20 protein-coding genes are annotated in these 19,099 nt (G+C 69.9%); 13 read left to right on the top strand and 7 right to left on the bottom strand.

What is annotated here, in order from left to right:
- Positions 1–29: 29 nt before the first annotated feature.
- Positions 30–1,067, top strand: coding sequence for an alpha/beta hydrolase (locus tag EDF23_RS17720; protein ID WP_131922628.1), 1,038 nt, complete (start codon positions 30–32; stop codon positions 1,065–1,067).
- 99 nt (positions 1,068–1,166) lie between these two features.
- On the opposite strand, the gene EDF23_RS17715 is transcribed toward EDF23_RS17720, so the two are convergent.
- Both EDF23_RS17715 and EDF23_RS17710 read right to left on the bottom strand, forming a co-directional pair.
- Positions 1,167–1,673: a hypothetical protein gene (locus EDF23_RS17715; RefSeq protein ID WP_131922627.1), complete on the bottom strand. Its 507-nt coding sequence runs from the start codon at positions 1,671–1,673 to the stop codon at positions 1,167–1,169.
- A gap of 2 nt (positions 1,674–1,675) precedes the next feature.
- Complete coding sequence (locus EDF23_RS17710; protein WP_165901190.1) at positions 1,676–3,634, bottom strand: alpha/beta hydrolase; 1,959 nt, start codon at positions 3,632–3,634, stop codon at positions 1,676–1,678.
- 171 nt (positions 3,635–3,805) lie between these two features.
- Between EDF23_RS17710 and EDF23_RS17705 the strand changes: the two genes are divergently transcribed.
- Positions 3,806–4,654, top strand: coding sequence for an HAD-IIB family hydrolase (locus EDF23_RS17705; protein WP_131922625.1), 849 nt, complete (start codon positions 3,806–3,808; stop codon positions 4,652–4,654).
- Positions 4,651–5,865, top strand: coding sequence for a glycosyl transferase (locus EDF23_RS17700; RefSeq protein WP_123338439.1), 1,215 nt, complete (start codon positions 4,651–4,653; stop codon positions 5,863–5,865). Before EDF23_RS17705 ends, EDF23_RS17700 begins: the two co-directional genes overlap by 4 nt.
- A gap of 27 nt (positions 5,866–5,892) precedes the next feature.
- Here EDF23_RS17700 and EDF23_RS17695 read toward each other — a convergent pair whose 3' ends face one another.
- On the bottom strand, positions 5,893–6,510 hold the full coding sequence (locus tag EDF23_RS17695) for a TetR family transcriptional regulator (protein WP_131922624.1): 618 nt from the start codon (positions 6,508–6,510) through the stop codon (positions 5,893–5,895).
- 135 nt (positions 6,511–6,645) lie between these two features.
- Here EDF23_RS17695 and EDF23_RS17690 point away from each other — a divergent pair, with 135 nt between their 5' ends.
- Positions 6,646–7,728 (top strand): hypothetical protein, encoded by a 1,083-nt coding sequence (locus tag EDF23_RS17690; protein WP_131922623.1) that lies wholly within the window; start codon positions 6,646–6,648, stop codon positions 7,726–7,728.
- Positions 7,729–7,857: 129 nt separating this feature from the next.
- Here EDF23_RS17690 and EDF23_RS17685 read toward each other — a convergent pair whose 3' ends face one another.
- Positions 7,858–8,901 carry an LLM class flavin-dependent oxidoreductase gene (locus tag EDF23_RS17685; protein ID WP_131922622.1) on the bottom strand — a complete coding sequence of 348 codons (1,044 nt, stop codon included), beginning with the start codon at positions 8,899–8,901 and terminating at the stop codon, positions 7,858–7,860.
- Between the two features lie 57 nt (positions 8,902–8,958).
- On the opposite strand from EDF23_RS17685, the gene EDF23_RS17680 reads away from it, so the two are divergent.
- Together EDF23_RS17680 and EDF23_RS17675 are read left to right on the top strand one after the other, a co-directional pair.
- Positions 8,959–9,822 (top strand): SMP-30/gluconolactonase/LRE family protein, encoded by an 864-nt coding sequence (locus EDF23_RS17680; RefSeq protein ID WP_165901189.1) that lies wholly within the window; start codon positions 8,959–8,961, stop codon positions 9,820–9,822.
- A 164-nt stretch (positions 9,823–9,986) separates the two neighbouring features.
- Positions 9,987–10,988, top strand: a complete 1,002-nt coding sequence (locus EDF23_RS17675; protein ID WP_165901188.1) for an SPFH domain-containing protein — start codon at positions 9,987–9,989, stop codon at positions 10,986–10,988.
- 22 nt (positions 10,989–11,010) lie between these two features.
- Here EDF23_RS17675 and EDF23_RS17670 read toward each other — a convergent pair whose 3' ends face one another.
- On the bottom strand, positions 11,011–11,256 hold the full coding sequence (locus tag EDF23_RS17670) for a hypothetical protein (protein ID WP_131922619.1): 246 nt from the start codon (positions 11,254–11,256) through the stop codon (positions 11,011–11,013).
- Between the two features lie 107 nt (positions 11,257–11,363).
- On the opposite strand from EDF23_RS17670, the gene EDF23_RS17665 reads away from it, so the two are divergent.
- Genes EDF23_RS17665 through EDF23_RS17650 form a run of 4 tightly spaced genes read left to right on the top strand, consistent with a single transcriptional unit; the run spans position 11,364 to position 13,457 of the window.
- On the top strand, positions 11,364–11,912 hold the full coding sequence (locus EDF23_RS17665) for a hypothetical protein (RefSeq protein WP_131922618.1): 549 nt from the start codon (positions 11,364–11,366) through the stop codon (positions 11,910–11,912).
- A 2-nt stretch (positions 11,913–11,914) separates the two neighbouring features.
- Positions 11,915–12,340: a VOC family protein gene (locus EDF23_RS17660; protein ID WP_131922617.1), complete on the top strand. Its 426-nt coding sequence runs from the start codon at positions 11,915–11,917 to the stop codon at positions 12,338–12,340.
- A gap of 16 nt (positions 12,341–12,356) precedes the next feature.
- A complete protein-coding gene (locus tag EDF23_RS17655) occupies positions 12,357–12,809 on the top strand; it encodes a GNAT family N-acetyltransferase (RefSeq protein ID WP_131922616.1) in 453 nt (150 codons plus the stop codon).
- Between the two features lie 18 nt (positions 12,810–12,827).
- The gene (locus EDF23_RS17650; RefSeq protein ID WP_131922615.1) at positions 12,828–13,457 is read left to right on the top strand and encodes a hypothetical protein; all 630 of its coding nucleotides are present in this window, start codon (positions 12,828–12,830) and stop codon (positions 13,455–13,457) included.
- A 44-nt stretch (positions 13,458–13,501) separates the two neighbouring features.
- On the opposite strand, the gene EDF23_RS17645 is transcribed toward EDF23_RS17650, so the two are convergent.
- Complete coding sequence (locus EDF23_RS17645) at positions 13,502–15,319, bottom strand: BCCT family transporter (protein ID WP_243648976.1); 1,818 nt, start codon at positions 15,317–15,319, stop codon at positions 13,502–13,504.
- A 53-nt stretch (positions 15,320–15,372) separates the two neighbouring features.
- Positions 15,373–15,657, bottom strand: a complete 285-nt coding sequence (locus EDF23_RS17640) for a YrhK family protein (protein ID WP_131922614.1) — start codon at positions 15,655–15,657, stop codon at positions 15,373–15,375.
- 257 nt (positions 15,658–15,914) lie between these two features.
- Here EDF23_RS17640 and EDF23_RS17635 point away from each other — a divergent pair, with 257 nt between their 5' ends.
- From EDF23_RS17635 to EDF23_RS17625, 3 genes are read left to right on the top strand one after another with little or no spacing between them, the layout of a single operon-like run.
- Positions 15,915–17,186, top strand: a complete 1,272-nt coding sequence (locus EDF23_RS17635) for an extracellular solute-binding protein (RefSeq protein ID WP_131922613.1) — start codon at positions 15,915–15,917, stop codon at positions 17,184–17,186.
- Between the two features lie 26 nt (positions 17,187–17,212).
- On the top strand, positions 17,213–18,184 hold the full coding sequence (locus tag EDF23_RS17630) for a sugar ABC transporter permease (protein ID WP_131922612.1): 972 nt from the start codon (positions 17,213–17,215) through the stop codon (positions 18,182–18,184).
- Positions 18,181–19,092 (top strand): carbohydrate ABC transporter permease, encoded by a 912-nt coding sequence (locus tag EDF23_RS17625; protein WP_131922611.1) that lies wholly within the window; start codon positions 18,181–18,183, stop codon positions 19,090–19,092. Before EDF23_RS17630 ends, EDF23_RS17625 begins: the two co-directional genes overlap by 4 nt.
- The last annotated feature ends 7 nt before the right edge of the window (positions 19,093–19,099 follow it).

Raw genomic sequence — 19,099 nt, 5'->3', positions numbered from 1 at the left:
CGTCACTTCTTCATCGAAGGAGTGTGCCCGTGTCCGACACCATCGTCCGCCCGCCGTTCGACCCCGAACTCGCGACCTTTCTGACGGCGCTCGAGGCCCGCGGTCCGTTCACCCTCACCGCGGAGAGGCTGCCCCGTATGCGGCAGCTCGACGTGCCCGAGGACGTCCTCGACGAACGCCTGCGTTCCCGCGGATACCAACGGCGGAACGTCACCGTGCCGGGGCACCTCGGTGACCCCATCGACCTCGCGATCATCGACCGTGTCGAGCGCACCGGTGCGACCGGTGCGACTGCGGCCGTCTACTCGATCCACGGCGGGGGCATGATGTTCGGCCACCACCTCGGGAACCTCGACTCGTTCGACGACTGGCTGCTCGACCACGACGTGGTCCTCGTCAGCGTCGACTACCGCCTCGCACCCGAGTACCCCGATCCGTACCCGGTGGAGGACTGCTACGCCGGTCTCGTCTGGGTGGCGGCGCACGCGGACGAGCTCGGCATCGACCCGGCACGGATCGTCATCGCGGGCCAGAGCGCCGGCGGCGGACTCGCCGTGGGGACAGCCCTGCTCGCCCGTGACCGGCAGGGTCCCGACCTGATGGCAGAGATCCTCGTCTCACCCATGCTCGACGACCGTGACGACACCGTCTCGACCCGGCAGATCGACGGCGTCGGGGTCGCCGACCGCCAGATGAACCGATTCGCGTGGGACGCGTACCTCGGACCGCGCCGTGCCACGGCTGACGTCTCCGAGTACGCCGCTCCGGCTCGTGCTGCAGACCTGTCCGCGCTGCCGAAGACCTACATCGACTGCGGCAGTGCTGAGGTCTTCCGCGACGAGGACGTCGCCTTCGCGAGCCGCCTCTGGGCAGCGGGGGTCGACGCGGAGCTCCACGTCTGGCCCGGTGCCTTCCACGGGTTCACGAGCATGATGCCCGATGCCGCGATCTCGAGGACCGCGACCGCGGCTCTTGCGGACTGGACCCGCCGACTGCTCGGTGATCCTTCGCCGATCGAGCGCGCAGACGGGTGCCAGGACGGATCTCTGGACGGCGTGTCTCGGTAGACATCCCCACGAGCGGGACGGGAGGCCCGGTGCCAGCTGGCACCGGGCCTCCCGTCAGGGCGGGTGTCACGGCGCGATCAGCGGACCATGTCGCCCGCCTCACTCGGCGCTGCGCAGGTCCTTCACGTCGCCGTCCGAGCACTTCGAGACCCCGGTGATGCTGTACCGCTGCGGGTACGCGTTGAATCCGATGGAGGTGACGGGCCCGTCCGCGCCCCGGATGCCGGTGAGCGGGTCCGAACCGCCGCTCTCGAACCGCTCCGTCGTGATCCCCTTCGACTTCCAGAGCTCCTCGACCGTCCGGATGTCGGCGGCGGGGTCGGTGCCGTCGGTGTCGCTCCGCTCCAGGATGTACACGAAACGGGCGCCATCCCCACCGCCCGACTGGGTGCAGACCTCGGCAGCCGGGCCGCGGTACACGGTCCACTCGCCGCCGACTGCGTCGGTGGACTCCTTGAGGGCGTCGACGATCGACTTCTTCGCTTCGGACGGGTCCACTGTCTTGCCTCCGGGGGTGTTGCTGCAGCCGGCCACGGTCAGTGCCGCCGTCAGGATGAGGGCGACGCCGACGCTGGTGCGGGCGGTGCCACGGATTCGTTGGTTCACGTTCACAGTGTCCACTGCGGGTTCTCCAGGAGCGACTTCTGGAAGTCGGTCAGCCCCTTCGGCTGGGGATCGGTCATGAGCTCGGGGTGCCCGGTGGTGGCGAACCCGATGTTGGTGAGGGACTCGGTGTTGGGGTCGAGGTAGCCGCGTTCGTCCTCGGTGTGGGTCGCGTGGTCCTCGACGGGGTTGAGCGGGCCGGACCCGTCTGCGCCGAAGGCCGTGGCGCCGAAGTCGGGTGCCGTGGGGTCCTGTCCGTGTTCGGGGCTGAGGCGCCCGGTCCACGCCCACTGGTCGCCCTTCACCGGGTCGATCGCCCACACGTCCCGCGCCTGGCCGGCGTAGACGTGGTCGGCGTTGAGGTCACCGGCGTCGTCGACCGAGTTCGGGAGTCCGGCGGAGCCGATGGTCGTGAACGTGTCGACCTGGACGTCGTCCTGCGTCAGGGCGTAGGCCGAGGTCGTCGATCCGTACGAGTGGGCGACGATGTTCGTGGTGGGCGCATCGCCGTTGCGGACCGCGTCGAACCCGCGGATGGACGCGGCGAGGTTGTCCCCACCGGCTTCGGCGTAGTCGCTTCCGAGGACCCCGAAGTCCAGCTTGCCGGAGATGACGGGCTGCGGTGGCGTCTTGTAGCCCATCCAGGAGATCACCGCCCGGTCCTCGGGCCCGGTGTCCGCCTGCTGGTCGTAGATGTGCTGGGCGGAGTCGGTCCAGCCGATCATGCCGGTCGTGTCCGAGCCCATGCCGGGAACGGCCCAGGTGACGTTGTCGGCGGTGTCGAGGTCGCCGATGGACACCGCTGCCAGCGGCGGGACGTCGTCGGTCAACGAGAGGATGAACCGCTCGCCGGCCTTGCTGCCCTTCTCGAACTGGCTGGCGGTGTCGATCTGCTGCAGCGCTTCGAGGTTCTCCGAGGCACGCGCCCAACCCGCCCCGTTGTCGTAGGGGATGGTGGACTCCAGGTCTTCGACTTCCTGCTTCGCGGCCCGGATGCGGGCATCGAGGACGGTCCGGTTGGCGGTGTCCCGTGCCCAGTAGTCGACGCCCTCGAGGTTGCCGAGCACGCTGAGGACCGGCAACGGCAGTGCCTGCAGGTCGTTCGCGTCGGCCTTCGAGTAGCCGAGCGTTGCCCAGAGCGCGGCGACCTGGTCGGCGGAGAGGTCCGGGTTCAGCATCTCCCGGAACGTCGGCGGCAGTTCCGCGGCGGCGGACACGTCGAGCGTCGTGTTCGAGATCGCTCCGCCGCCGCCGCCGCCGGCGCGCTCGAAGGCGTCCGCGATGCGGTCCACCCAGGCTGCGTCCTCGCCGTTCTCCTCGAGCAGGCGGTCGAAGCCGTGCAGGAACGTCGAGCTGTCGATCGTCGCCCACCCGCAGCTGCTCGTGAAGCCGGACCAGGCGTTCTGCAGGGTCGTCCGGTCCGCCCCCGCCGAGCGGTCGAAGGCGCGAGCGGTGCTCGTGAAGGACCGGAGGTGCTCGGGATCGGCCGAGCTCTTCCCGCCCGACGTGCCGCCGCCGGTCCGGGTCCGGGTGCGTGCGGAGAACGCGGCGGAGATGCTCGGCGGCGCGATCGGGATCTCCGAGGGCTTGAAGTCGAAGGTCTGGACGCCCGGGAGTCGGAGGAAGTCGGTCGGAGCATCTGCGGCCGCCCGGTCGCGTTCGTCCTGGCGTACCTGCCACGCGGCGAGGGCGTCCTGTCGCGCCCGTTCGTCCGCGGCGGCGGCCGTCGTCGCGTTCACCTGCGTGCTGAGGTCGTCGAGCACGGTGGCGAGCTTCGGTCGGTCGTCCGCTTCGATCTGCGCCGATTCCTCGAACCGCTTCGCGTACGCGCCGTCGAAGCCGTCGAGCGCGCTCTCGGCGGCGGTGCGCCGTCCGGCTCCCTGGCCGCGCAGTGTCTCGGCAGCGTTGGACGCTGCCTGCGCGAGCAGATCGGCTGCCGCGTCGTCGTACTGGACTTCCCCCACGGTGTTCCCCCTTGCGCCTGGCCCCCGGCGCCCCACCACGACTGTAGCGACCGGGCGCGCAGTGCGCACCACGGAACCGAGCCGCCCCTGTTCACCAACCGGACTCCCACGCATGGCAGGGTGGTCCGGGGCACCGTCGCCCGCAGCCCACCCAGCCGCGAGCGGAGCACGATGCCACCACAGGACCTGATGGTCGTCACGGACCTCGACGGGACGTTCCTCGACCACCACGACTACTCCTTCGACGCTGCCCTGCCGATGCTCGAGCAGCTTCGCGCGGACGACGTGCCGGTGGTGTTCTGCAGCAGCAAGACCCGAGCCGAGATCACCGCCCTGCAGCGGCGGACTGGTCTGCACGGGCAGGCGTTCGTCGCGGAGAACGGCGCGATCGTCGTCGGACCGGACGGCAACGTGACCACCGGCGCTGGCGCGGGCCCCGCGGACGCCGACCTCGCGCGTCTCCGCACGGCCCTCGACCGCACCCGAGCGGACCTGGACCTCCACTTCGCGACCTTCGGCGGCGAGACCGACGAGGCCGTCGCCGCCTGGACCGGCCTCGACCTCGAAGCAGCCGGTGATGCCCGACAACGCGAAGCCTCCGAGGTCCTGCTCTGGCACGCCGAGGACGACGACCGCGCCGACGCGTTCCGCGCGGCGCTCGCCGCGGCCGGCCTCGACCTCGTGCGCGGCGGCCGCTTCTGGCACGTCCTGCCCGCCGGGCGCGACAAGGGCACCGCGGTCCGCCTGCTCGTCGCCGACCACGAACGCCGCACCGGCACCGCTCCGTGCACCATCGGGCTCGGCGACGGCCCGAACGACACGGCGCTGCTCGACGCCGTCGACCTGGCGGTCGTCGTCCGCGGCCACGGCCCGGAACCCGGTCCCCTCGCCGACGACCGACCCGAGCGCGTGTACCGCACGACGCACCTCGGCCCGCTCGGCTGGAGCGAAGGCCTCGGACACCACCTCGGACACCACCGCGAACAGCACCGCGAACAGCACCTCAGGAGCCACCGATGAGCGACTTCCACCAGAACGGCGTCATCACGACGTTCCACGACCTCGGCCGCCGCAGCACCGCGAGCATCGAGGACGACCTGCGGGGCTTCGCCGAGAAGCGGCCGATGAGCCTGATCCTGCCGGCGCTGTACTCGGAGCTCGAACGCCCGGCGCTCTCGCGGATCGTCGACGAGCTGGCCGAGGCCGACTGGCTCAGCGAGATCGTGATCGGGCTGGACCGTGCCGACCGCTCGCAGTTCGAACACGCGCGGGAGTTCTTCGCCCGGCTGCCGCAGCGGCACCGCATCCTGTGGAACGACGGGCCGCGTCTGCGGGAGCTCGACGCCGAGCTCGAGCGCGAGGGGCTGGCTCCCGGCGAGCCGGGCAAGGGCCGGAACGTCTGGTACTGCACGGGCTACGCGCTCGCGTCGGAGCGCGCGGAGTGCATCGCGCTGCACGACTGCGACATCACCACGTACGAGCGGGGCATGCTCGCGCGGCTGTTCTACCCGGTCGCGAATCCGGCGTTCGACTACGAGTTCTCGAAGGGCTTCTACGCCCGCGTCGCCGACGGCCGGATCAACGGTCGCGTGGGACGGCTGCTCGTCGGCCCGCTGCTCCGGTCGCTCCGCCAGGTCTACGGGGAGTCCGAGTACCTCGAGTACCTCAGCAGCTTCCGGTACCCGCTGTCCGGCGAGTTCGCGATGCGCGCGCACGTGCTGAACGGGTTGAAGATCCCGGGGGACTGGGGCCTCGAGATCGGCATGCTGTCCGAGGTCTACCGCGACTACGCGACCCGGCAGGTGTGCCAGGTGGAGATCGCCGACGCGTACGACCACAAGCACCAGCCCCTCGCCGAGGCCGACGGCACCGGCGGACTCGCCCGCATGGGGAACGACATCGTGCAGTCGCTGCTGCGGAAGCTCGCGACGATGGGCGTCCCGCTCACCTCGGACTCGTTCCGGGTGCTCAAGGCGACGTACTACCGGAACGCCCTCGACATCGTCGAGGTCTACCGGCACGAAGCGGAGATGAGCGGCCTCGGCTTCGACCAGCACGCCGAGGAAGCCGCGGTCGAGCTCTTCACCAAGGCGATCCTCGACGCCGGCGGCGCCTTCAGCGCGCGCCCGGACGACAAGCCGTTCATCCCGAGCTGGAGCCGGGTGCGTTCGGCGGTGCCGGACGTGCTCGAGCGGTTGCAGGATGCGGTGGAGGCGGACCAGCAGGACTGACCAGAGCCCGGCGGAGAGCGCTGCCGGTCAGTGCGTCGGGACGAGGATCGACTGCACCACCGGTGCGAGCATCGTGACGATGTCGTCGGGCTCGGCGTCGACGAGGGCGTCGATGCCGACGACCTGCCGTCCGACCACGACACCGATGAGCATCGACGACACCAGCGTCGCGCGCAGCGCAGCATCCGGGACGTCCGGGAAGTGCGGGGCGTACGCCTCGAGGACCCGTCCCCTGACGAACGCGCGCAGGTGGGTCGCTGCCTGTTCGTTCGTCACGGCCGATCGGAACGTGGCGAGCAGGGGGCCGGATGTCGCGGGCGCGGTCCAGAGGCCGAGGAAGGCGCTGACGAAGCGTTCTCCGATGCCGTTGGCGGGGCCGTCCAGGGCGCTGCTCAACACTGCGGCGGCTTCCGACGGCATCGCCATCGATGCGGCGAACAGCTCGTCCTTCGAGCCGTAGGCGCGCATCACCAGCGCGGCATCGACCCCGGCGTCTGCGGCGATCTTGCGGATCGACGCAGCGGCGTAGCCGTCGGTGGCGAACCGCGCCCGCGCTGCGTCCAGTACGGCCTGGCGTGTGTCGTTGACGCCGGGTCGGCGCCCGCGGGGACGACCCGCCGTTGCGTTCGGTTCGGCTTCGACCATGAGACGACCATACCGGGCAGTGGCGAGGGATATCAACGGGCGTTGCTTTTCCCGCTGAGTGAACTTATGCTCACTGACGATCCTCTGCCTTGCCATCGGTGCCAGGGCCAGTCCGACCGCGAATCGAGTAGCCGAATGAGCACCTCTCCAGCAGTTCCCACCGTCACGCCGTGGCGCCGTGCCCTCGCGATCGGGGTGCTCGTCGCGGCCGTCGTCTCCCTCGTGGTGATCGCGTTCACCTGGCCCGCGAGGACGTCGTCCGCGCACGACATCCCGATCGCGATCGCCGCCTCTGCCCAGCAGGCCCAGCAGGCCCAGCAGCTCGGCTCATCGCTGACCAAGGGCAACGACACGTTCGACGTCACCCGCGCCGATGACCGCGCCGAGGCCGTCCGGATGCTCGAGGAGCGTGACGTCTACGGAGCGGTCGTGCTCTCCGCCGGTGCGGCGCCCGAGGTGCTCACCGCTTCCGCCGCGAGTCCCGCCGTCGCGCAGGTGATGAACGGCGTCGCGACGAAGCTGGGCGCACAGGCCGCCGCGCAGACCGCCCAGGGCGCTGGTGGCGGGGCTGCTGCCCCGACCGTCTCCGTGACGGACGTGGTCCCGCTGTCGGACGATGACCCGACGGGTGCCGGCCTGGTGGCGGCGGCGTTCCCGCTCGTGATGGGCGGCATGCTCGGCGGCATCCTCCTCACGTTCCTCGTGCACGGCACCGGTCGTCGTGTGATGGGGCTGGCCGTCTTCGTGGTGGTCGGCGGGTTCGCCGTCGCCGGGATCCTGCAGGGGTGGCTGGGCATCCTCCAGGGGCCCTACGTCCAGAACGTGGCAGCGTTCGTGCTCGCACTCGGATCCGTCGCCGCGACGATCCTCGGCGCTTCGACACTGATCGGTCGACTCGGCGTGAGTGTGGGGCCCGTGCTCTTCCTGCTGTTCGCGAACCCGATCGCGTCCTCCGCGACCCCGTCGTCGTTCCTGCCCGCTCCGTGGGGCACGATCGGCCAGTGGTTCCCACCGGGAGCCGGCTCGCGACTGCTCCGCGACATCTCGTACTTCCCGGATGCGAACGCCGCACCCCAGTGGCTGATCTTGGCCGGTTGGACCGCCTTCGGCCTCGCGCTGATGGGCGTCGGAGCCCTCCTGCACCTGCGCCGTCGTCACGCGCACCACGGTGAGCACGTCGCCGTGCGCGAGCACGCACCGGATCCGCTCACCGTCTGAGCCGGACCCGACTGACCGGCTTCCGAGCCGCGTCTGCCAGGCGCGAACGGCGTTGGACGGTGAACGGACGGACGGGAGGCACGGTGCGAGCTGGCACCGTGCCTCCCGTCTCGCGGTCTGGCGCCGTTCTCAGGACGCCGGTCCCGGCGCCCAGCCGAGTTGCGGACCCAGGTGCTCGGCGATGTCCGTGGTGATCTGCGCGTAGTCGTCCGGTTCGAACGAGAACGGCAGCGCGAAGGCGACCTCGGTGACCGCTTGGTAGCCGGCGTCGGCGCGCAGCCGGTCCGCGATCTCGGCCGAGGTCCCGACGAGGTCGGCGGCGAAGAGCATCCCCGCGGGCCCCATCGGCACGCCGACGCGGCCCGAGCGGCTCTCGACGTAGGCGCGGTAGCGGGCCTCCTGCTCGCGTGTCGCCGTGTCGGTCGGGATGACGACCAGTCCCTGGGAGACCCGAGCGGTGCTGGGATCGGGGTGGACGTCGAGGTAGGCGTCGATCTGCGCGCGCTGGTTGGCGGCGAAGTCCGTGCCGACCTCGCTGCGCGTGACGCTCGAGGTGAGCAGGTGGAAGCCGTTCTCGCCGGCCCAGACCGCCGACTTCGTGCTGCCGGTGCCGTACCAGATGCGGTCGGCGAGGCCGGTGCTGTGGGGTTGGACGGTGCTCGCGAACTCCTCGATCCCTCGGCGTTCGACGGTGCCGGTCGCGGTTCCGGTTCCGGTCACCGCTTCTCCGCGCACGAGGGCACGGAAGCGCAGGAGCCGGTCGTTGCCGAGGTTCTCGTGCTCGGCGGTGTCGGGGTAGATCGCGTCCTTGTAGAGGTCGAAGTTCATCGGGGTGCCGGCCGAGAAGCCGGGGTTCAGCCGCCCGCCCAGCAGCACGTCGACGGTGCCGAGGTCCTCGGCGAGTCGGAACGGGTTCTCGGCGCCGATCGGCGTGACGGCGGTGCCGAGCTCGATCCGCGAGGTCCGCTGTGACGCCGCGGCCAGCACCGCGACGGGGGAGGAGATGCCGTGCTGCAGGTGCCGGTGGCGCAGCCACGCGCTGTCGAAGCCGAGCGCTTCCGCACGCTCGATGACCCGGAGCGTGTCCTCGTGGCCCTCGGACGGTCGGGCGGGGTCGAACGACCCGATCGTCAGGAAGCCGAGCCGTTCCAGGGGAGTTCCGTCGAGGGGCATGTCTCGATCGTGCCAGACCACCGGGTGGCGCGGGGGTCCGGCTGGCAGGGTGGATCGGTGCACATCACTCTGGACTCCGCGACCGACGTCGTCACCGACATCCGCTTCCCCGAGGGCAACCGCTGGCACGACGGGCGGCTCTGGTACTCGGACATGCACACCGGCGAGGTCTTCTCGATGGACCCGACCTCGACCGCGGCTCCGCGCCTGGAGGCCACGGTGGAGGGCCAGTCGTCCGGACTTGGATGGCTCGCCGACGGGCGACTCGTCGTCAGCTCGATGGAGTCCCGCACGGTCGTCGCCGTCGACGACCGTGGAGAGGCGTCGGTGTTCGCCGACCTGTCCGGCGAGGAGTCGTCGCTCCTGAACGACCTGGTCGTCGACGAGGCGACCGGCCGGACCTACATCGGGGCCTTCGGCTACGACCTGTACGGCGGCGAGGAGCTCCGCCCCGGCCCGCTGTACGTGATCGAGCAGGACGGCTCGTTCCGCCTCGCCGCCGAGGGGCTGGTGTTCCCGAACAGCGCGAACGTCCTGCCCGGCACCCGCACCCTCGTGGTGAGCGAGACGTGGGGCGGCCGGCTCACCGCGTTCGACATCGAGCCCGACGGGTCGCTGACCGGCCGACGCGAGTGGGCAGCGCTTCCCGGTGGCGTCACGCCGGACGGCAGCACGGTCGACCGCGACGGCGCCGTCTGGGTCTGCTCCGTCGACACGGGGGAGTTCCTCCGGGTCCTCGAGGGCGGCGAGATCACGGACCGGATCGACGCACCCGGGCTGTGCGCGATCGACTGCGCGCTCGGGGGCGAGGACGGCCGCACGCTCTACCTGGCGACGGCGGACAGCTACGACCCGGCGACCACGGCGGAGACCCGTGCGGGGCGGATCAGCGCGGTGCGGGTGGCCGTGCCGGGTTGGTGACCGGAGGCCTGGCTGCCCGCTGATCGCGGTGGGAGCCCGCTCGGTGCGAGGTTGACCGCATGGTGCGAGGCATCAGGGCCGCACCATGCGTGCAACCTCGCACCAGGCTGTTCGGGCCTCCGAATACGGCAGACTGCACGGACAACCATCCAGGAGTGTTCGTCATGTTCGTTGCCGCCATCGTCTTCCTCGTCATCGCGCTCGTCGCGCTCCCGTTCCGGAAACGGACCTACACCACCGCGGAGCGACCGGCCACCCCCGGTCGCGAGGCCCGGCCAGCCGTTCCCACCCGCCGCCCGAACCGCATCGCCACGTGGACAGCAGCCGGAGCCGGCCTGGTCTTCGTCGGCTTGGCACTCGGGAGCACCCTGTACGCGCAGGACACGGGCGAGTCGAAAGTGCAGGTGGACATCTCCGGCAACATCGTCGGGCAGACCACGGACTCCGGGTTCCACTTCAAAGCGCCGTGGGCCACGCTCCACACGTTCAACATCCGGAACCAGACCGTCACCTACATCAACGCGGTGAACGGCTCCGACTCCGACAACAACGGGAACGTGCGATCCGGCCCCTACGTCACCGTCCAGGACCAGGACGGCGTCTCGTCGAACGTCAGCCTGAACCTGCAGTACAGCATCGACGCCAAGTCGGTCACCGACATCTACCGGTCCTACAAGACCGAGGAGAACTTCAAGACGCAGTTCATCGGCAACTCGGTGCGCAGCGTCGTCCGGCAGGTCCCGAACGACTTCACCACCATCGAGCTGATCACCAAGCGCGGCACGGTGGAGAAGTCGATGATCCAGGCCCTCGAGACCCGGTGGAAGGGGTCCGGCGTGCACGTCGACAACTTCGCACTGCAGGAGATCACCCCGCCGAAGTCCGTCACCGAGGCCTACGCCACGGCCCAGCAGGCACAGATCCAGGTCACGAAGGAGCGCGCGCTGCTCGACGCGAAGAAGGTGCAGGCGCAGCAGCAGGTCGCCGAGGCGCAGGGGCAGGCGGACGCGAACGAGGTCCTCAACGAGCACCCGCTCTCGGCGGCGGCGCTCAAGCAGCGTGAGATCGAGGCCCTCAAGAGCGCCGGCGACAACGGCTCGCTCATCGTCGTGCCGCAGGGCACCGACAACATCCTCAGCCTGCCCGGTACCGGGGCGTCGAAGTGAGCGGACGGCTCACGACCCTCTGTTACCGGACGGGCTGGCGCGAACGTGCGGCGCGGCCGGCCGACCACGTCATCACGAGGGCCGCGATCCCCATCGCGATGCCGACCACGCCGGAGCCGAGGCACAGTGGCATCACGAGCCCGAGGCCGATGTTGGCACCCCCACCCTCCGGTCCGTAGTAGACGTCGGCCATCAGCGCGCCGACCCCGAGGAACCCGACGGCCAGCAGCGGCGTGCTGATCAGGTGGAACGTGCGCGCGGTGGTCATGATCGAGCCCTTCGTCGATGTGGTCGACGAATCCTCGCACGACGCCGCATCGTCGTATTCCTGTCCCGGCATCTGACGGCGGCGGTGGGCGTGCGTAGAGTGCAATGGTGAGCATCAGACAACTCGACGCCATCGGGTGGGCACAGCTCCTCGGCGTCCCCGCCCTCTTCGTGGGGCTGTGGCTCATGCTGGTCGGCCTCGACTTTCCGGAGATGTCCCAGACGGTCGTCCTCGTTGTCGTGGCCGTCCTCGCCGCAGGTGGCTTCGCGCTCATCCTGGGCAGCTGGTCGCGCTTCGGCGGCTACGGCTCGTACCGAGCGATGCGCCGGTGGCTGCGCGGTGGAGCCGACCCGACCGGTGTCCCGGTCGCGATCCGGATGCGCTTCCTGCGCCGCCAGACCTCGCAGGGCGCGGTCACCGGGTGGGTCTGGATCAGCCTGGGCGTCCTGTGGGCCGCGCTCGCCGTGCCGGAGGTCTTGCAGGGAGACCCGGCGGGCATCGGGCGCGGGGTCGTCGCAGCGTTGTGGGCCGTCATCGGCATCGTCCGCGTGGTCTTCATGCGCAAGTGGGGAGCTCGCGTCGACGAGTTGGTGCGCGAGACCGAAGCGCAGATGGCCGATCCCGGCGCGACACCGCACCTCGACCTGTTCCGGTGAGCATGACCACTGAGCCCGGACTCGTCCCCGAACTCCTCGTCGCCGACCTGGACCGGAGCCTCGCGTTCTGGCGCGACCTGTGCGGCTTCGAGACCCGCTACTCCCGGCCGGAGGAGCGCTTCGCGTACGTCGCCCTCGACACCGCACACCTGATGCTCGAACAGGCCGGCGTCGGTCGGAACTGGATCACCGGCCCGCTCGATCGCCCGCTCGGCCGAGGCGTGAACTTCCAGATCACCGTGCCCGACAGCCGCGCGCTCGCCGCCACCCTGATCCGTGCCGGCACCGAACTCTTCATGCAGCCCGAGACGAAGTGGTACGACGTCGGGAGTGAGCAGGCCGGCGTGGACCAGTTCCTCGTGCAGGACCCGGACGGGTACCTGGTGCGGTTCCAGTCCTCGGCGGGACGACGTTCACTGGCCGACTGAACTCGTACAATCGGCCGTGCCTTCCATCCAGATCGAGAGCCCTCGCAGCGACGACGTCCTCAACCTGCTCCGCCAGGGGGACGCGTTCGCCCTGGCTCTGTACCCGGCCGAGAACTACTACGGCCTCGACGTCGACGCCCTGGAAGCCGACGGGGTCTCGCTGTTCGTCGCTCGCGAGGGTGACGTGGCCGTCGGTACGGCGGCGCTCGTCGATCGGCGCGACGGATCCGGCGAGGTCAAGCGGATGTTCGTCACCGACGAGGCTCGAGGACTCGGGGTCGGCCGTGCCCTGCTCCAGGCGCTCGAAGCGCATGCGCTGGCCGGGGGCATCTCGACGATGCAACTGGAGACGGGCTTGCCGCAGGTCGCGGCGATCGCCCTGTACGAGAAGCTCGGGTACCGCCAGGTCCCGCGGTTCGGGCCGTACACCGACGACCCGACGAGCTACTGCATGGAGAAGCAGCTCTGACTCGGGTTGGATGAAGTCATGCTCGACGTGACGACATCCGCTGCACGCTCGTCAGCCGAGTGGGAGCTCGCGATGCCACTCGAGGAAGCGCACCAACGGGTTCTGCGTGCTGTCGCCGGGATGCCGCGCGTGCGGGTCCGCTCGGTCGCCGAGGACAGGATCGAGCTGTCCGTGCTCGGGAACTTCTCCTCGTGGGGTGAGGTGATCTCGATCGAGTTGACTCCTGCCGCAGGCGGAACTGCCTTGCGCGTCCGGACGCGTCCGATCGTCCCCTTCACGTTGCTCGACTGGGGTGAGGGTGCGCGCGACATCCGCGCGCTCCACGCTGCGGTGGCGTACGACGATGGCGGAGGCGGCGGCGCAGCCGGCCTTGCCGGAGGATCCACCGGCGAGCCCTCGCCACAGCTTGGCCGCTTAGCCCCCTGGCCGGAACCGTTCGCGTGGTTCGCGGTGGTCACCGCGTCCGTGCTGCTCCTGCTCGCGTTGGTGAACCTCGTGCTGAACTCCAGCCACATCGGGTCGTCGCTCCCGCTGCTGGTCCTCATGCCGTTCTCGCTCGTCTTCGGCATCCGGAGCCTCCGAGCCAGCCGCCGCACCGACGTCAGCGAGCACGACGGGCGTCGGCGACGCCCTGGTCGCGACCGCTGACGGACGGGAGGCCCGTGGCGGCCCCGCCAAGGGCCTCCCGTCCGTCATCCGTCCGTCGGGCGCGGCGCGCTCTCCACAGCCGGCCCGTCGTCCAGGCTCGCGTCGACCGCCGGGTCGGGTGACACCGTCTGCGTCCGGATCGGGAAGTCGTCGAGGGCGGTGGCGGCCGGGTGCGCCACTGACCCGCCGCGCACGCGCTTCTTCACGGCTGCCCACGGCCGACCGAACGCCGATCGCGGCGCGCGCTCCGACGGCCCCTCGACCTCGAGCCCGTAGTACGCGCCGACGTGCTCGAGCAGGACCTCGCGCTCGGCCTTGTCGTATGCCCGCCGCTCGCGGGTGAAGGCGATGATCGTCGACCAACAGGTGAGCAGCAGCACGACGCTGAAGGGCAGCGCCGTGGTGATCGCCGCCGTCTTGAGAGCGTTCAGCCCGCCACTCAGCAGCAGGGCAACGGCGAGCAGTGCCGAGACGGTGGCGAAGAAGACGCGTAGCCAGTTCTTCGGCTCGATGTCGCCGCCGGACGCGATCATCGCCATCACGAGCGACCCGGAGTCCGACGAGGTCACGAAGAACACGCCGATGAGCAGGATCGCGCCGAAGGTCAGCACCGCTCCGGCGGGCAGGTCGCCGAGCAGGGCGAAGAGCGAGCCTTCGAGGTCCACCGAGCCGTCCGAGCCGACCAGGCCGCCGGCGCCGTCGGTCTCGCGGTGGATCGCCGCACCGCCGAGGACCGCGAACCACAGGAACGTGAGCACGGTCGGCACGAGCAGGACACCGAACACGAACTGGCGGACCGTGCGGCCCTTGGAGATGCGCGCGATGAAGACACCGACGAACGGCGCCCACGACATCCACCAGCCCCAGTAGAAGGTGGTCCACGCGCCCTGCCAGGCGACGCCCTCGGCGCCCTGCTGTGCAGTGACGTTGAACGACAGACCGACGATGTTCTGCAGGTACGCGCCGATGGACTGCACGAAGTCGCGGAGCAGGAACTGGGTCGGCCCGACGATGAGCACGAACAGCAGCAGTGCGGCGGCGAGCAGCAGGTTGAAGTTCGACAGGATCTTCATGCCCTTGGTGACACCGGTCACGAGCGACACGATGGTGACCGCGGTGATCACGGCGATGATGGCGATCTGGCTGACGATGCTGCTGTCGGCGATGCCAGCGCTCTCGAGCCCGGCGCCGATCTGGATGACCCCGAGGCCGAGCGAGGTCGCGACACCGAACAGGGTGCCGACGAGCGCGATGACGTCGATGAGGTTGCCCCACCCGCCGCGCACCCGGTTGCCGAGCAGCGGCTCGAGCGCCCACCGGATCGACACGGGGCGGCCGCGGCGGTGGATGGCGTAGGCCAGGGCGAGGCCGAGCACGACGTAGATCGCCCACGCGTGGAGTCCCCAGTGCAGGAACGTCTGGGTGAGGGCCTGCTGCGCGAGCTCGTTCTCGGTGCCGGTGACGCCGGGGCGCGGTGAGGCGAAGTGGCTGAGCGGTTCCGAGACGCCGTAGAACACGAGGCCGATGCCCATGCCGGCGGCGAAGAGCAGCGCGAACCACGACCCGGTCGAGAACTCGGGCTCGTCCTGGTCCTTCCCGAGCTTGATGTCGCCGAACTTGCTGAAGCCGACGAACAGCGAGAAGCCGACGAAGAACGCGGCGACGAGGACGTAGTACCAGCTGAAGTTCTTGACGATGCCGTCCTGCAGTCCGACGAACATCGCCTCGGCGGTCGACGGTGAGATCAACGTGAACGCCACGAACCCGAGCACGAGGACGGCGGCGGGCCAGAACACCCACCGCCGCACCTTCGACGTCGTCTCGACGGGGCCGGGCGGGGGAGCGGAGGTGGTGCTTGCCATGCTCTCCATGGTGCCTGCTCGCGTTCCTGTGTGTTCGCCCAGGCGTGTCGCCGTCAGAAATCGCGCGCGGACTCCGTGGGGTTCCCTCGGCCGATCCGTCCGAGGTGGAGTCTCCGCGACAGCCGGATGACGGGGCGGATGAGCAGCTGGATGCTCCCGATCAGGAACAGCCACGTGCCGGCCGTCGTGGTGCTCTCGGAGAAGAAGAGGATGCTGCCGACGATGAACCAGAGCGCCACCATCACGTCGTTGATGATGCTGATGGTCTCGTAGACCCCGCGGATGCGGAGCTCTTCGTGCCCCACTCGGAGTGCGATGTCCCGTTCGTCCTGCGCCATCGGACGATCCTGTCAGCTCCGTGCGGTGTCCGTCCGGCGGGCGGCGGCGCGCGGCCGTGGACGCGCTGCGCGGCGGCCGGGAGGCGCGGGGCGGGGGCGACCCGCGCCTCCCGTCCGCTTGTGGGCGCGCCTACCCCGTCAGGTGCGATTACAACGTTGACTTCCCGTTTACAGCGCTGTAAACAAGACGTGCGCGACGACGCGCACGAGGGAGTTGCCCGATGGTGGGAAGCAGGACCGGAACGATCAGCGCGGCCGTGAGCCGGCGGGGGTTCCTCGCCGGAGCAGCCGGCGGGATCGCGCTCGGCACGATGGCGCTCGCGGGGTGCGCGGCACCGCGCGCAGCGGCAGGGGGTGCGACCACGCTGCGCTTCTACGAGCAGAAGCAGGAGGTCATCGCCTACTTCGACGCGCTCCTGCGGCGCTTCGAGAAGGGGCACCCCGGGCTGTCCGTGGTGCACGACAGCACGGCGGCGATCGCGCCACAGTTCGTCCGCGGTGAGCCGGCCGACGTCGGCTGCTTCAACGACAACCTCGAACTCGCGCGCTACATCTCCCGCGGCGTGCTGAGCGACCTCGGAGACCTGCCGTCGGCGGCACGGGTCCGACCGGACATCGACACCCTGACGAACCAGTACGCGACGTTCGAGGACCGCACGAGCGTGCTGCCGTACTCGCTCGCCGCCGCCGGGGTCATCTACAACAAGCGGATCTTCGCCGACCACGGCCTGCCCGTGCCGACGACGTGGGACGAGTTCGTCGAGGTGTGCCGGACGCTCCAGAAGGCCGACATCACCCCGATCTACGCGACGGACCGCGACACCTGGACACTGTGGCAGGGGCTGTTCGACTACTCGGTGGGCAGCCTGGTCGACACCGGGTCGTTCTTCACGAAGATGAAGGCACTCGGCACCGACGTCGGCCCGGACTCCGCGGTGTCGTTCGAGAAGGACTTCGCGGTGCCGATGGAGCGTGCGAAGACCATCTCGACGTTCTTCAACCCCGACCACGCCACGCGTGCCTACGCCGACGGCAACCTGGCGTTCGGCAAAGGCGAGGCCGCGATGTACCTGCAGGGGCCGTGGGCGCTCGGACAGATCGCGCTGGTCGACAAGGACCTCGAGGTCGGCACGTTCGCGCTGCCCGTGTCGAACGACCCCGGCGACCGGCGGGCCCGGGTGAACATCGACCTCGGCCTGTGGATCCCGACCGCGTCGCAGCACCCGGACGAGGCGAAGGAGCTCGTCGAGTTCCTCATGCAGCCCGAGGTCATCGACGCCTACAACCGCGACAACTTGGCCTACTCGCCGACGAAGGACGCGCCGCCGCAGCAGGACGAGCGGCTCGCCGGCCTGCAGCAGTACGTCGACGACGCCGCGTTCTACCAGGGCGCCGGCACCTTCATCCCCACCTCGATCCCGCTCGGCAACTACCTGCAGTCGGCGATCCGGAGCGGGGACTTCACCTCGATGCTGCAGCGGCTCGACTCGGACTGGCGGCGTCTCGCCGGCCGTTCGGCGACGGTCTGAGCCGGACCAGGACTCCAGGAGCCACCATGACCATGCAGACCCCGCTCTCCCACGACACCGACCCGGCGACGTCCGGGCCGGCCACCGCGGCCGCCCGCACGCACCGCGCCGCCGGTTCGCGTCGCCCGGGCTCCCTCCGCCGGACGGAGGGCATGTACTACCTGTTCCTCGTGCCCGCCCTCATCGCGTTCACCGCCTTCGTCGTCGCACCCGCCTGCGTCGGCATCTTCTACAGCTTCACCGACTACCTCGGCTTCGGGCAGTGGGACTTCCTCGGGCTCGAGAACTACCGGGCGCTCGTGTCCGACCCGGCGATCCTCGCGTCGTACGGCTTCACCCTCGGGTTCGCCGTCGTCACCGTGATCGTCACGCAGGTCATCGCGCTGGCACTGGCGATCGCACTGGCGAAGAAGATCCGGTTCGCCGCGGGCCTCCGGTCGATCTTCGTGATCCCGATGGTGATCTCCGGGATCATCGTCGCCTACGTGTTCAACTTCCTGTTCTCGAACACCGTGCCGGCCCTGGCCACGAGCGTCGGGTTCGGACCGCTGGAGCAGAGCATCCTCGGCGACCCGAACCTGGCGTGGGTCGCGATCGTGATCGTGTCCGCCTGGCAGACCGTGCCCGGCGCCCTCCTCATCTACACCGCCGGGCTCACCTCGATCCCCGAGGAGCTGTACGAAGCGAGCTCGCTCGACGGCGCCACCGGCTGGAAGCAGCTGCGCGCGATCACGCTCCCGCTGCTCGGCGGCTTCATCGTCATCAACACCGTGCTCGGCGTGAAGGGCTACCTCGGCGCCTACGACGTCATCGTCGGCCTGACGAACGGCGGCCCGGGCAGCGCGACGAGCAGCGTCGCCATGACCATCTTCGGCGGCTTCACCGGCGGCGACTACGCCTACCAGATGGCGAACGCGACCGTGTTCTTCATCATCACCGTCCTCATCTCCGTGCTGCAGCTCGCGGCGACCCGCGGAAGGAACCTGCGACTCGCATGACCGCCACCGACACCCGCCCACCCACCGACACCCGCGCGGTGACCACCGGCGACGCACGACGACCGGGCCGCGGGCACCGCCGGCGCCTCAGCGGCACGAACTGGACCCTGACCGTCGTGCTCGGACTCGCGGCGCTGACGGTCCTCGTCCCGCTGTACGTCACCGTCGCGATGGCGTTCAAGACGAGCGAACAGTCCGTCGACGGCAACGCCCTGTCGCTGCCGTTCCCGTTCAACCCCGGCTCGTTCGCGTCGGCCTGGGAGCTCACGCGCTTCCCCGTCTCGTTCTCGGTGTCGCTCGGCGTCGCAGCGCTCACCGTCGTCGCGACCCTGCTGCTCAGTTCGTTCGCCTCGTACGCGATCGTCCGGAACTGGCACAAGCGGTTCTTCCGGTGGTCGTTCGTCTACCTGCTGGCGGCGATGTTCCTGCCGTTCCCGGTCGTCGCACTGCCGCAGATCAAGCTGACCGCCCAGATGGGCCTCGACAACCCGATCGGCGTCGGCATCCTGCACGCCATGTTCCAACTGTCGTTCAGCGTGCTGCTCTACTCGGCGTACCTGCGGTCGATCCCGGTCGAGCTCGAGGAGAGCGCCCGCATCGACGGCGCCTCGACGTGGCAGATCTTCTGGCGGATCATCCTGCCGCTGCTCGGACCGATGAACGCCACCGTCGGGATCTTCGCGTTCCTGGCGTCGTGGAACGACTTCATGATGCCGTCGCTCATCACCGCCGACCCGACCCTGCAGACCCTGCCCGTGGTGCAGAACATCTTCCAGAGCCAGTTCGGCACGAACTACAACGTCGCCTTCGCCTCGTACCTGATGGCCATGGCGCCGACGATCATCGTCTACCTGTTCGCGCAGCGCTGGGTCATCAGCGGCGTGACGCAGGGCGCGGTCAAGAGCTGAGGGGTAC

The sequence above is a fragment of the Curtobacterium sp. PhB128 genome (assembly GCF_004340725.1).
Classification (GTDB): Bacteria; Actinomycetota; Actinomycetes; order Actinomycetales; family Microbacteriaceae; genus Curtobacterium.
This window is presented reverse-complemented; position numbering and strand designations above follow the sequence as displayed.